The organism is Paraburkholderia sp. HP33-1, assembly GCF_021390595.1.
Classification (GTDB): domain Bacteria; phylum Pseudomonadota; class Gammaproteobacteria; order Burkholderiales; family Burkholderiaceae; genus Paraburkholderia.
In genome coordinates this window covers 2,410,778-2,423,452 of the sequence record NZ_JAJEJR010000002.1, presented here as the reverse complement: position 1 = coordinate 2,423,452, position 12,675 = coordinate 2,410,778, and the positions used below count along the sequence as shown (strand labels likewise).

The 12,675-nt window shown below is 64.8% G+C and carries 9 protein-coding genes; 5 read left to right on the top strand and 4 right to left on the bottom strand.

What is annotated here, in order from left to right:
- Positions 1-17 precede the first annotated feature (17 nt).
- On the top strand, positions 18-3,050 hold the full coding sequence (locus L0U81_RS26885; RefSeq protein ID WP_233807718.1) for an FAD-binding and (Fe-S)-binding domain-containing protein: 3,033 nt from the start codon (positions 18-20) through the stop codon (positions 3,048-3,050).
- A gap of 25 nt (positions 3,051-3,075) precedes the next feature.
- Here the strand turns inward: L0U81_RS26885 and L0U81_RS26880 are convergent, their stop codons facing one another.
- On the bottom strand, positions 3,076-3,951 hold the full coding sequence (locus L0U81_RS26880) for a helix-turn-helix domain-containing protein (RefSeq protein ID WP_233807717.1): 876 nt from the start codon (positions 3,949-3,951) through the stop codon (positions 3,076-3,078).
- A gap of 235 nt (positions 3,952-4,186) precedes the next feature.
- On the opposite strand from L0U81_RS26880, the gene L0U81_RS26875 reads away from it, so the two are divergent.
- The 3 genes from L0U81_RS26875 to L0U81_RS26865 all read left to right on the top strand — a co-directional run bounded on the left by L0U81_RS26875 (position 4,187) and on the right by L0U81_RS26865 (position 7,910).
- Positions 4,187-5,089 carry a DMT family transporter gene (locus L0U81_RS26875; RefSeq protein ID WP_233807716.1) on the top strand — a complete coding sequence of 301 codons (903 nt, stop codon included), beginning with the start codon at positions 4,187-4,189 and terminating at the stop codon, positions 5,087-5,089.
- Positions 5,090-5,365: 276 nt separating this feature from the next.
- Positions 5,366-7,558: a hypothetical protein gene (locus L0U81_RS26870; protein WP_233807715.1), complete on the top strand. Its 2,193-nt coding sequence runs from the start codon at positions 5,366-5,368 to the stop codon at positions 7,556-7,558.
- Positions 7,559-7,652: 94 nt separating this feature from the next.
- A complete protein-coding gene (locus tag L0U81_RS26865) occupies positions 7,653-7,910 on the top strand; it encodes a hypothetical protein (RefSeq protein WP_233807714.1) in 258 nt (85 codons plus the stop codon).
- A 117-nt stretch (positions 7,911-8,027) separates the two neighbouring features.
- Here L0U81_RS26865 and L0U81_RS26860 read toward each other — a convergent pair whose 3' ends face one another.
- The 3 genes from L0U81_RS26860 to L0U81_RS26850 all read right to left on the bottom strand — a co-directional run bounded on the left by L0U81_RS26860 (position 8,028) and on the right by L0U81_RS26850 (position 11,504).
- Positions 8,028-9,758 (bottom strand): FAD-dependent oxidoreductase, encoded by a 1,731-nt coding sequence (locus L0U81_RS26860; RefSeq protein ID WP_233807712.1) that lies wholly within the window; start codon positions 9,756-9,758, stop codon positions 8,028-8,030.
- A 95-nt stretch (positions 9,759-9,853) separates the two neighbouring features.
- Positions 9,854-10,846, bottom strand: a complete 993-nt coding sequence (locus L0U81_RS26855; protein ID WP_233807710.1) for a DedA family protein/thiosulfate sulfurtransferase GlpE — start codon at positions 10,844-10,846, stop codon at positions 9,854-9,856.
- 406 nt (positions 10,847-11,252) lie between these two features.
- The gene (locus L0U81_RS26850; RefSeq protein WP_008921056.1) at positions 11,253-11,504 is read right to left on the bottom strand and encodes a hypothetical protein; all 252 of its coding nucleotides are present in this window, start codon (positions 11,502-11,504) and stop codon (positions 11,253-11,255) included.
- Positions 11,505-12,189: 685 nt separating this feature from the next.
- Here L0U81_RS26850 and L0U81_RS26845 point away from each other — a divergent pair.
- Entirely contained in the window at positions 12,190-12,456 is a 267-nt protein-coding gene (locus L0U81_RS26845; RefSeq protein WP_233807709.1) for a hypothetical protein, read from the top strand.
- The last annotated feature ends 219 nt before the right edge of the window (positions 12,457-12,675 follow it).

Here is a 12,675-nt window from a genome sequence, read left to right as displayed (position 1 = left end):
ACTCACAGGCCGACGAAATGACGAATCCCACTGCGGGCTTGCTCGTCAAGCCGATCCATCTGGTCCCCTCCGCCGCGCGTGCGCTGAGTCCGCTCGCGCAGCATCTGCGCAAATCGCTGCGCGGCGACGTGCTGTTCGATCTCGCCAGCCGCGGCCGCTACGCTACCGATGCGTCGATCTATCAGATCATGCCGGTCGGCGTCGTGGTGCCGCGCGATCAGGGCGATCTGCGCATCGCGCTCGAGATCGCGCGCAGCGAGAAAGTGCCGCTGCTCGCGCGCGGCGCGGGCACGAGCCAGTGCGGGCAGACGGTCGGCGAAGCGCTCGTCGTCGACACCAGCAAGTGGCTCAACAACATCGTCGCGTTCGATGCCGACGCGCGCACCGTGACGGTCGAGCCCGGCGTCGTGCTCGATCATCTGAACGCGTGGCTGAAGCCGCATGGGCTGTGGTTTCCGGTCGATGTATCGACAGCCGCGCAGTGCACGATCGGCGGCATGGCCGGCAACAACTCGTGCGGCTCTCGCTCGATCGAATACGGCAACATGGTGCACAACGTCGATGCGATCGACGCGATTCTCGCCGATGGCAGCGAAGCGCGCTTCGCGTCGCTGCGCGACCCGCCGCAAGGCGAGCGTTTGCAGCGGATCGTCGCGGGTGTTACGCGGATCGCGCAACGCGAGCGTGACGAAATCGTCGCGCGTGTGCCGAAGGTGCTGCGTCGCGTCGCGGGCTACAACATCGATCTGTTCGACTGCCAGAATCCGCGCGCTTATACCGACGACGGCAGCGCGAACCTCGCGCATCTGCTGGTCGGCTCGGAAGGCACGTTGGCGTTCAGCCGGCAGATCACGCTGAAGCTCGCGCCGCTGCCCGCGCACAAGGCGCTCGGCGTGGTCAACTTTCCGACCTTCCGGCAGTCGATGGCGCTTACGCAGCACATCGTCAAGCTGAAGCCGGTCGCGGTCGAACTGGTCGATCGCACGATGATCGATCTCGCGTTGAGCAATCCCGCGTTTCGTCCGGTGATCGAGAAGGCGCTGGTCGGCGAGCCGCAGGCAATACTGCTCGTCGAGTTCGCGGGGGAGGATCGCGACGCGCAGCTCGCCTCGCTGAAGCAACTCACCGAATTGATGGGCGAGCTGGGCTTGCCCGATGCGGTCGTCGAGATGCCGGACGCCAATGCGCAGAAAGCGCTGTGGGAAGTGCGCAAGGCCGGGCTCAACATCATGATGAGCATGAAGGGCGACGGCAAGCCGGTGTCCTTTATCGAAGATTGCGCGGTACCGCTCGAACATCTCGCCGACTACACGAGCCGCCTGACCGACGTGTTTCATCGCCACGGCACCGAAGGCACGTGGTACGCGCATGCGAGCGTCGGCACGCTGCACGTGCGGCCGATTCTCGACATGCGCCGCGACGGCGCAACGAAGATGCGCGCGATCGCCGAAGAAGCGGCCGCGCTCGTGCGCGAGTACAAGGGTGCATATTCCGGTGAGCATGGCGATGGACTGTGCCGTGGCGAATGGGTCGCGTGGCAGTACGGGCCGAGGCTCAACGAGGCGTTCAGCGAGATCAAGGCGCTGTTCGATCCGGACAACCGCTTCAATCCCGACAAGATCGTGCGTCCGCCGAAGATGGACGACGCGCGCAATTTCCGCTTCGCGCCGGGCTATCGCGAACAGCGCATCGATACGGCACTCGACTGGTCGGCGTGGAACGTCGAGCGCAATCCGCTGACCGGGAAAGAAAGCGCGCCCGGCAGCGGCGACGATCTGAGCGGCGGCCTCGCGAAAGCGGTCGAGATGTGCAACAACAACGGCCACTGTCGCAAGTTCGACGCAGGCACGATGTGCCCGAGCTATCGCGTGACGAAGGACGAGCAGCATCTGACGCGCGGGCGGGCCAACACGTTGCGGCTCGCGATTTCAGGGCAGCTCGGCGAAAGCGGGCTTGCGAGCGATGACGTGAAGGAAACGCTCGACCTGTGTGTGTCGTGCAAGGGCTGCAAGCGTGATTGCCCGACCGGCGTCGATATGGCGAAGTTCAAGATCGAGGCACGGGCGGCGCGTGCGAAAACGCATGGCGTGCGGTTGCGCGACAGGCTGGTCGGGTTCATGCCGCGCTATGCGGGCGCGGCGAGCCGCATGCCGGGACTGCTGGCGCTCGCGGACAACGTGCCAGTGCTGTCGACGTGGTTCAAGCGCTCGGTCGGGTTCGCGACTGAGCGGAGCTTGCCAAGGTTCAAGAGGGCGTTTCTGGCCGATGCCGTGTCCACGCAGTCCTCACGCAACGCGACGCAAGTCCCCGCTCTGAAAGAGGTCATGCTGTTCGTCGACACCTTCAACAACCATCTCGAGCCCGACAACGCGCGTGCCGCGCAACAGGTGCTCGAAGCGGCAGGCTACACGGTCCACTTCAACGCACGCCCAGGCGAGCGTCCCGTGTGTTGCGGCCGCACGTTTCTCGCCGCGGGCCTCGTCGACGAAGCGAAGCAGGAAGCGCGGCGCATGCTCGATCTGTTCCGGCCGTTCGTCGAGCGCGGCGTGCCGGTGGTGGGGCTTGAGCCATCGTGCCTGCTGTCGTTGCGAGACGAATTCCTGCAATACGGTTTCGGCGACGAAGCGCGGCGCCTCGCGCAGCATGCGTTTCTCTTCGAGGAATTTCTCGTGCGCGAAGAAAAGGCCGGACGTTTGCAGCTCGAATTGAAACCGCTGCCGATGCAGCAGGCGCTCGTGCATGGTCACTGCCATCAGAAGGCGTTCGACGCATTCACGCCGGTGCAGACCGTGCTGAAGTGGATTCCCGAATTGAAGGTATCGACGGTCGAATCATCGTGCTGCGGCATGGCCGGCAGCTTCGGTTACGAAGCGGAGCACTACGCGAGGTCGCAGGCGATGGCGGAGCTGTCGCTGCTGCCCGCGGTGCGCAAGCTCGACGCCGCTACGGTGATGGTTGCCGACGGTACCAGCTGCCGGCATCAGATTCACGACGGCGCGGGCGTCGACGCGATCCACGTCGCGCGCGTGCTGGCGATGGCGCTGCCATGACGCGGAGCTAACTGAAACGCAAAACTCAAACGCCGATAGCTTGCCGATACCCGCTCGGCGTCGCCCCAATCGCCTCGCGAAACCGGTGACTAAAGTGGCTCGCGTTCGCATAGCCGCATTGGTCGGCAATCTGCGCGAGTGGCAACGTCGTCGTGCGCAGCAGCGTGCGCGCGCGATCGAGCCGCTGCCGCGCGATCCACGCGGCGGGCGGCAAGCCGAACGACTCGCGAAACATCCGCGCCAGATGAAATTCCGACAGCGCCGCGACACTGGACAACTCACCGAGCGTCAACGGCTGCGCGAGACGACTATCGATATAGTCGTGCAGGCGCCGCCGCGTGGCGGCTGAGAGTCCGCCCTTCAGCGCCAGGTTCGCGCGCCGCACGCCTTGCCCGCGCAACAGCAGGCTCAGAACCTCGTGCGCGGTCTCGTTGGTGCGCAGCAGACCGTCGGGACTATGCCACTCCTCGTTGACGAGCGACTGACACAGACTCGCAATGCGCGGGTCCTCGAAATACGTGCGGTCGGCGAGCGTCAATTCGCGCGGCTCGCGGTCGAGCTCCAGCACCGCGCGTCGCGTGAAATGCTCGGGCAGGAAGTACAGGTGCATGAAATGCATGTGGCCGCGCACCCACCAGCGCGATTCGTGATCGCCGGGCAGTGCGCACAGACGCGACGGCGCGCCGTAGCGGCCCGGCATTTTCTGGCGCTCGGTGCGATAGCCGCCGTCCAGATAGCACGACAGCGTGTGATGGCCGGGCCGTTCGTAGACGGTCTCGGCTTCCTTCGTGTCGCGCGTCCATAGCGCGATCGCGAGTCCGTCGCCGAGCCACGCGAAGCGGTCCAGATGCGCGTTCGCACTGGCGAGCGTGTGACAGACCGACTGCAGGCCAAAAGGCATGCCGGCGGCGGATATCGCGGGGACGGACGAGCTGGCGTTCACGGCGGCGAGCGGAGGTTTTCCGGTGGATGGCGCAGGGCTGAGCGGCCAGTATACGGCGCGCCTCGTCTGGCCGCTCAGCCGCGCGAAAAAGTGCGCAAGTTTGGACAATTGCGGGCGGCGGCGCGGTTTCATAGTGGGCTTTCGTCAATGCTGCGTGTTATTGCAGCCCGTCATTGCAGCCTGAGGCCCTTCCATGAATCTCCTGCTCTATGCCGTCACCGTGCTGATCTGGGGCACCACCTGGATGGCGATCAAATGGCAACTCGGCGCGGTGCCGCCGCCAGTATCGATTGCGTGGCGTTTCTGGATCGCCGCGCTGCTGCTGTTCGCGCTGCTGCGCATCATGCGCCGGCCGATCTGGCCGCCGCGCGACGCCTGGCGCTACCTCGCCGCGCAAGGTCTCGCGCTGTTCTGCCTGAATTTCCTGTGCTTCTACTACGCCGAACGGATCGTGCCGAGCGGGCTCGTCGCGGTGGTGTTCTCGACCGCGCCGCTCTTGAACTCGATCAACGGGCGGCTGTTCATGGGCCGGCCGCTGCAGCCGAGCGCGATTGCGGGCGCGTTGCTCGGGCTCGTCGGCATCGTCTGTCTGTTCGTGCAGCAGATGGCCGGGCATCTCGGCGATCACACCGCGTGGCTCGGGCTTGGCGTCGCGTTTCTCGGCACGCTGTGCTTCTCGGCCGGCAACCTGCTGTCGAGCCGCATGCAATCGATGGGCCTGCATCCGTTTGCAACCAACAGTTGGGCGATGCTGATCGGCGCGGCCGTTCTGACGGTCGGCAGTCTGTTCGCCGGCTATTCGTTTGCGCTCGAACCGTCGGTGCGCTATCTCGGCGCGCTCGCGTATCTGGCCGTGTTCGGCTCGGTGATCGGCTTTACGGCCTACCTGATGCTGGTCGGCCGCATGGGCCCGGAGCGCGCCGCGTATTGCACGGTGCTGTTTCCGATCGTCGCGCTCGCGGTGTCGACATTGTTCGAAGGTTATCGCTGGTCCGCGCTCGCGGTGGTCGGTCTGTTGCTCGTCGTGGCCGGCAATCTGGTGGCGTTCGATCTCACGCAACGGATTTTCGTGCGTCGCCGGGCGGCGCGAACGTGACGCGCGTATCACTCAAGGTGAGGACTTACAGGAGCAGAAAAAGCAACTGAATCTCTAATTGGTGAGTCTTTACGGGAGCCGGTATTGACCGGCTTCGTGACGGGAAGATTTCGTTAGAAACGTAATTCTATGCAATTGGGATTATCCTTTTAGATCTGCATTGAATGCAGATTTTTTTGTCAATTAATTTTCTATTTTTATATGAGAGGATAAAACACCAAATTTGATGCACGCGCATTGTCGACGACAAAACCGTCAATAAGCGCCTGGCAAGGAATGACCGCCGTGAAGCTATTCTCCCGCCTTGGCGTGGCCGTGGTGTTAATCCATAGCCTGATCTCGCCGAATGTCTCAGCGCAATCCCAATTGAATTACTCGACGTCATGGATCGGTAATAGTTTCGGATTTGGCGACGGTAAATGGATGCAGCAGGACATTCAGGCCATTAGCGTCGGCGCCGATGGCACCGTTTATACGAATTCGCCGTGGGACGAAAGCGGTAGCGAAATCGCCGCCTATCGCGCGGGCGACAAACTCGCGGTTGCCGGTTCGACGCACGGCTGGGGCGCGGCCGGCGGCGACGCGGTCGCGGTCAATCACACCTACCTGTATGGAGCGATGTCGATCGGCAACCAGAGCAACGCACTGGTCGGCGCCGACTATCCCCCGGCCAATCAGACCTGGTATGGCATCACGCGCCGCACGCTCGCGAAGCTCGCGACCGGCGCACCGTTTTCCGGCGGCATCGGCAATAGCGCGAACGCGACGAAGAACAGCTTCCTCGCAGTCGAAACGGTGACGACCGGCATCGATGCGAGCATTCGCGGCCTCGCCGCGACCGACAGTGAGCTCTACGTGGCCGACACCTACGGCAACCGGATCGTCGTGTACGACGCGCAGTCCATGCAGCCGCTGCGCTCGTGGAGCGTCGCGTCGCCCGCGCGCATCGCGATCGACAGCAACTCGACGCTGTGGATCATCAGCGGCTTCGGGACAGGCAATCTGAGCATCCTGCACTACCGCGCCGACGGCACCGCGCTCGCCGGTCCATTGTCGCTGCCCGCCGGCACCGTGCCGACCGACCTCACGGTCTCGCCATCAGGCCAACTGCTGGTCGCCGACAACGGCGTTTCGCAACAGATTCTCGTGTTCAACAAAGGTGCGGATGGGCAGATGGTTGCCGGCGCGTCGATCGGCACGCGCAACGGCATCTTCCACCCGGTGCGCGGCGTGCCGGGCGATGTGCGCTTCAACGGCATCACCGGCATCGGCGCCGACCCGGCTGGCAATCTGTACGTCGCACAAAACGGCGAGGGGCCGCGCGCGCCCGGCTCGGCGTCGGTCGGGCAAGGCGCGGTGCTGGAGAGCTACGTGTACGGCACGCGCGTGCTCAACTGGCGGCTGTACGGCCTGACCTTCGTCGATAGTGGCGCGTTCGATCCGGCCACGTCCGCCTCCGTCTACACGGGCTCGAAGCGCTTCACGCTGAACTACAGCCAGCCTGTCGGCCACGAATGGTCGTATGCGGCGTTCACGCTCGACCGCTTCGATTATCCCGACGACCCCGCGTTTCACGAGCCGCGCGGCGTGCGCGGCGAACCGATGGTTCGCAGATTCGACGGCAAGCGTTTTCTCTATACGCTCGATTCAGGCGCGCACTATCTGAACGTCTATCGCTTCGATGCCGCGCATGGCGAGATCGCGATTCCGTCGGGCCTGCTCGCGCAGAATCCCCTGCCGGGCACATGGCCAGCCGGGCAGCCGACCTACGGCGAATGGCTGTGGCGCGACGTGAATGGCGATGGCACCGTCGACGCGAGCGAGATCAGCAGCAATCCGTCGACCGGCAGCACGGTGGGCGACGGCTTCTGGTGGGTCGACGAACCCGGCAACGTGTGGCTCGCCACGCCACTAAGCGGCGTGCGCGAGATGCCGCTGCAAGGTCTCGACTCCGCCGGCAATCCGATCTACACGTACGCGAGTTCGAAGATGTTCGCGATGCCCGCGCCATTCACGCGGCTCGCGCGGCTCGTCTACATTGCATCGACCGACACGATGTATCTGTCCGGTTTCACCAGCGCGATTCCGTGGGACGCGACGCACTGGAAGGAAGCGGGTCCGGTCCTTGCCCGCTACGACAACTGGAGCACCGGCACGCCGACCCAGGTCTACACGATCTCGCTGCCATGGAACACGTATAGCGATCCGCAGACCACCACGGTCGGCGTCGCGGTGGCGGGCAACTATATCTTCGTCGCCGAGCTGTACACCGATCGGGTCGACGTCTACGACGCGCGTAACGGCACGGCGGTCGGTTACATGACGCCGGGCGCGAGCGTCGGCGCGACGAGCGGCTGGGTCGACGTGTATCTCGGCATCAGCGCGGTGCGGCGCGATAACGGCGAGTACGTAGTGCTGGTCGAAGACGACGCGCGCGCAAAGATCCTGATGTATCGCTGGACGCCTTGATGCAGATCGCCCTCGCGCCGATCACGAATAGACGGCGGCGCACGATCGGTATATAACAACTCTACCGATGCACTCAAAGGAGCGATGTTCGATCATGACGCAAGACGTTTCTCCCAAGCCGCCCTCTGACGATCGTCCCCAGATCGAGCAGCTCGACGCGGCGCTCAGTCACGTCGATCAGCAGGTGTCGTCGGGCGGGATTGCATCGGGCGCGGCGAAAGGCATTGTGTACAGTCTGATCGAAACGCTCGGCGCGCTGGTCGGCGATCCCGATCTGCCGGCACACGCGCGTTCGGGTTACGAAGGACTGCTGGAGGCCGCGCGCGAGCTGCGCGCGAAGTTGGACCGCTGACAAGCGGACCCGCAGCGGCGCGGCCATCGCGTCGCCTTTGAAAAAAGCGCACCGTGTGACGCACAGTGCGCTTTTTTTCATGCGCCCGGCGTTGCGTCGCATGAGTCGCGTTGAATGTCACGCGCCCAACGCCACCGCTTCCCCGCTCGTCTGCGCCAGCAACTGGTGGATCTGCGCGACGACGGCCGCGCCTTCGCCGACCGCCGCGGCCACGCGCTTCGTCGACCCGGCGCGCGCATCGCCGATCGCATAGACGCCCTCGACGGTGGTGCCAAGATCGCACGCCGTGGCTGAGCCGTCCGCGGCAATGCCGGTCAGCACGAAGCCTTTCGCGTCGAGCTTCACGCCGCAGGTGTGCAACCATTCGGTGTTCGGGTCCGCGCCGGTGAAGAGAAACAGATGCCGCGTGTCGAAGTGATCGACGCCATTGGGCAGCGGCCTCTTCAACGCGACCGACACGAGCCCGTCCTCATCGCCATCGAGCCGGCCGACTTCCGAATTCGGATGCACGATCACGTTCGGCAGCGAGTGGATGCGGTCGATCAGATAGCGTGACATCGTCGCCTCGAAACCGCTGCGGCGGATCAGCACGTGAACCTTGGCCGCGTGCGTCGCCAGATAGACGATCGCCTGGCCGGCCGAATTGCCGCCACCCACCAGCACGACCTCCCGGCGCTTGCACAGCTTCGCCTCGACCGGCGACGCCCAGTAATAGACGCCGCGTCCGTCGAAGCGATCGAGCCCATCGAGCGCGGGTCGCCGGTACACCGCGCCGCTCGCTATCACGATCGCCTGCGCGCTGATGTGACCGCCGCATTTCAGTTCGAGCCGATACGGCGACTGCCCGCATTGCAGCGCCTGCACGTTGACCGGAATCGCGACGTGCGCGCCGAACTTCTGCGCCTGCACGAATGCGCGGCCGGCGAGCGCCTGGCCCGAGATGCCGGTCGGAAAGCCAAGGTAGTTTTCGATCCGCGAGCTTGCGCCCGCCTGGCCGCCTGGCGCGCGGCTATCGAGCACGATCACGGAAAGTCCTTCGGAAGCCGCGTACACCGCGGCGGCCAGTCCCGCCGGCCCCGCGCCGACGATCGCGACGTCGTACACATGCGAGTCGTCGAGATCGGGCAGCAGACCCAGGCGAGTGGCAAGTTCCGGCATGCTCGGATGACGCAGCACCGAGCCGTCCGGGCAAATCACGAGCGGCAGGTCCTCGCGCTGCGCGGCGAATTGCTCGATCAGACGCAGCGCGTCTTCGTCGCGTTCGTCGAGCACCGAATGCGGATGGCCGTTGCGCGACAGGAAGCCTTGCAGCGTCACGAGCCGGGCGTCGCTGCTATTGCCGATCAGGATTGGCCCGCCCGCGCCCTTTTCGATCAACGACACGCGCCGCAGAATCAGCGCGCGCATGATGCGCTCGCCGAGTTCCGCTTCGGCGACGATCAGCGCGCGCAGGCGGTCGGGCGGAATCAGCAGCGCTTCGACGGCGTCGAGCGCGCGGCCGTTGACGAGCGCGGGCCTGCCCGACAGCTGCCCGACCTCGGCCAGGAAATGCCCGGCGCCGCGCTCGCTGATCACGACCTCGCGGCCGATGCCGTCACGCTGATAGACCTTCACGCGTCCTTCGAGCAGCACGAACATGCCGGGGCCGGTGTGCCCGGTTTCGAACAGCAGCTCGCCGGACTTCCAGTGACCGATCTCGCCGAAGCGGCGCAACCGGTCGATCTCCGCGCTGCTGAGCACGGGAAACATCTGGTGCATGCGCGTCGACAGCGACGAATACGGCGCATCGGCGACGACTCCCTGCTGTCCTTCCACCTCTTGAGTCGAAACGTCCTGAGTCGAAAGCATTGAACCGCTCCTTCGATGTTCATTGCACGATTGAACGGGAGGTAAGACGGCGCGTGCTCGCACGCTGGGGCGAGCCATGCCGCCGCTTATTCCAGCTAGACGGCTTTGGGCGCGACGTCGTCGACCGCGACTTCCGGCGACGGCATCTCGGGCAGCGAGTCGACGGGCTTGCCCGAGTCGCGCCAGGCCTCCATGCCGCCGCGCAGCGGCAGCACGTCGGAGAAACCGGCTTCGCTGAGTTGCTTGGCCATCCATGCCGCGGAAATTTCGTTCGGGCAGGAGCAGTAGATCACCAGCTTCTGATCGTGCGGATAGGTGGCGACGATGCCCTCGAGTTGCCGTTCGTCGGCGAATTGGGCGCCTGGGATCACGAACGGATCGAGCTTGCGTTTCTCCTGCGAGCGGATGTCGAACACGACCGGCGCCCGGCCGGCCGCGAACAGCTTCTCGAGTTCGTCGACCTCCATGCGCGCGGTCGCGAGCTTCGCGATCAACTGACGGCGCCGGATCCACCGGTACGCCGCGTACAGCGCCAGCAATGCGACGACGACGAGTGCCGCCGTGCGCCCCAGCCGCCCGGCCATTGCGAACAGCATGTCGATCTGCCGCGCGAACAGTGCGCCGATGATGAGCCCGGTGCCGGACCACAGCGCGGCGCCGACGCCGTCGTAGGTGAGAAAGGTCCGGTAGCGTGTGTGCATCGCGCCCGCCATCGGGATCGACACGATCGACAGCCCCGGCACGAACTTCGCGACCGCGAGCACACGTACGCCCCAGCGGCCGAAGAAGCGCTCGGTCTTTTTCACGCAGGTGTCGCGCGACAGCGACAGCCGGCAGATCGTCTTCAGCGTATTGCCGCCATAGATGCGGCCGGCGAGATACCACGCGCTGTCGCCGATCAGCGTCGCGAAGATCGAAAGCACCAGAACCGGCAGCAGTTGTGTGCCGACCGAGCCGGGGTGCATCGCGGCCATCGCGCCGAACAGCACGAGCGACGGCATCGCCGGCACCGGCAGCCCGAGCGCGGCGGCAAGTACGTTGAGGAAGACGAGCGCCGGTCCATATTGCGCGACTAGGTCATGTAGCATCGGTTTACATCCGCGGCCCTTGCGGGCGCAGCGCGCTAAGGAATGCGAAGAGTAATGCAAAGATTATGGACGTATTTTTCAGACGTGCAAACGGCCCGGAAATCGGCTCGTTATCTCGCTGCGATCGGGCCGGCACGTGTGCGGCGTGCCCCGGGACGCAAGCGTGACAAACGCTTGTGACAACGTGCTGAAGGCCGCGTAAGCGCGCCGGGCGAATGGCGCGAAAGCGCTTGCTAAAACCCGTAGGAAACCGTGGATTGGCGGGCCGAGCGGAACAAACGGAAGCATGCCGACGCGCGCAGGCGGGTCCAATGCGAATAATCCCGCGCGCACGCGTCGAAGTGCGACGCGACAAGCGGGAGAGGCTGACGAGTCACGCGACGCTCATACCCGCCGCGCGCCTGCTTCACTGACGATGATTGTGCTGCTCGCCCGGCAACTCGGCGCCATGCGCGCGGATCGCGGCAATCAGCTCCGCGGGCGTGATTTCGTAGCGCACTTCGCGATGTATGCCCGGCTTGCGCTCATCGACCTCGATCAGCAGGATGCCTTTGCCGTCTTCGGTCGATTCGAGGCGCAGCGAGCGAAGTTCGCGCGCCGTTGCGTCGTCGTATTCGGTGAGCAGGGCCATTGACCCGGAGGACCCGGTGATGCGCATCGAAGTTGTCCTTGTCGCGTTGGTGATGGAACCATTGTACGGGGCGGACGGCGTGCCGTCTGCCGCGCCGTCGGGCTGTGTTGCGTCTGCCTCCGTCTCGCCCGGGTTTTAGTCGAGTATGCAGCCGCTAACGCATTTGCGCTTGCGCAGCGTGCAATCAGTTTAACGCGACTCCTCGTCGCGACGGCCGCATTTTTCATGCCCCGCGGCGGGGCGGGGCGGGTTCGGTTTTTGTCATGCCGGTGACGCTGGGGCGGGCTAGGGAGCGGTGAGCGAGGCCCGTGCGCCGGGCGGCTCCATGCATCGCCGCTCCGTTCCCGGATTCCCTCACCATTCGCACCCGATTCGAGCGTGCCAAAAAATAGCCCGTCCGGATAGGGACGGGCCGCTAAACGCCGTTGTTACTCGGGTCAGCCTGCCCTTGCAACAGTTGGGCGCTGACGACTCCATCCTCGTGCTTCCGAGGCCGGCTGTCGAGGTGGGACTAATGCGGATCTATCAGATCAAAGTACAGTTTGCCGGTTCGATGTTCTTACCAACCCGGTCGCGTAGTGCACCGCGATCACGAAAAATACCGCAAGCGCCTTGCGTCGCACCCGTCGGGCCGTGCCGCGCCAACTGACGCAGCACGAGGGCCGCGTGGCACAATCGCAGGATCGAAAAACAAGACGTGACCGGGGTCTCCATGAAACGCAGCCTTTCCTTCTTCGCGCGCCGTTCGAGCCTCATGCTGGCCGTCGGCGCGATCGTTGCGCTCGGCGGTTGCGGCAGCAGCGCGCCGTTGTTCCTGTCGGACGGCCGCGCGACCACGCTCGTGCAATGTCCGGTGGGTTCCGACTTGTGCTCGCAGCAGGCGGCCGCGAGTTGCAACGGCGCGTTCGACGTCGTGCGCCAGTCGAGCCAGGGTGGCACGTTGAGCCTGCTCTACGCCTGCCGCGCGCCCGCGAAGTAAGCACCTCATGCCGCGCCGGTGCAATGCCGGCGCGCGCGGCTGACCGATCCGTCGGCGGCGTTTGATTTTCTTTGCGCCAGTTCCGGCCAATTTCCCATCCGCTCAATTAGCACATGGCTGTCATAAATCTATGCGCGTAATATGCGTCCGATAAGCGGTTAGCATCCGGAGTGAGTTAAGTAAGCCAGCAAGCGGCATTTTTACAACGCTGAGTCGCCG

What these genes read in the sequence shown, in the direction of transcription:
- L0U81_RS26850 (WP_008921056.1), bottom strand. Translation starts at nt 11,504, where the DNA reads ATGCGCATCACCGGGTCCTCCGGGTCAATGGCCCTGCTCACCGAATAC.
- L0U81_RS26885 (WP_233807718.1), top strand. Translation starts at nt 18, where the DNA reads ATGACGAATCCCACTGCGGGCTTGCTCGTCAAGCCGATCCATCTGGTC.
- L0U81_RS26865 (WP_233807714.1), top strand. Translation starts at nt 7,653, where the DNA reads ATGACGCAAGACGTTTCTCCCAAGCCGCCCTCTGACGATCGTCCCCAG.
- L0U81_RS26860 (WP_233807712.1), bottom strand. Translation starts at nt 9,758, where the DNA reads ATGCTTTCGACTCAGGACGTTTCGACTCAAGAGGTGGAAGGACAGCAG.
- L0U81_RS26875 (WP_233807716.1), top strand. Translation starts at nt 4,187, where the DNA reads ATGAATCTCCTGCTCTATGCCGTCACCGTGCTGATCTGGGGCACCACC.
- L0U81_RS26870 (WP_233807715.1), top strand. Translation starts at nt 5,366, where the DNA reads ATGACCGCCGTGAAGCTATTCTCCCGCCTTGGCGTGGCCGTGGTGTTA.
- L0U81_RS26855 (WP_233807710.1), bottom strand. Translation starts at nt 10,846, where the DNA reads ATGCTACATGACCTAGTCGCGCAATATGGACCGGCGCTCGTCTTCCTC.
- L0U81_RS26880 (WP_233807717.1), bottom strand. Translation starts at nt 3,951, where the DNA reads ATGCCTTTTGGCCTGCAGTCGGTCTGTCACACGCTCGCCAGTGCGAAC.
- L0U81_RS26845 (WP_233807709.1), top strand. Translation starts at nt 12,190, where the DNA reads ATGAAACGCAGCCTTTCCTTCTTCGCGCGCCGTTCGAGCCTCATGCTG.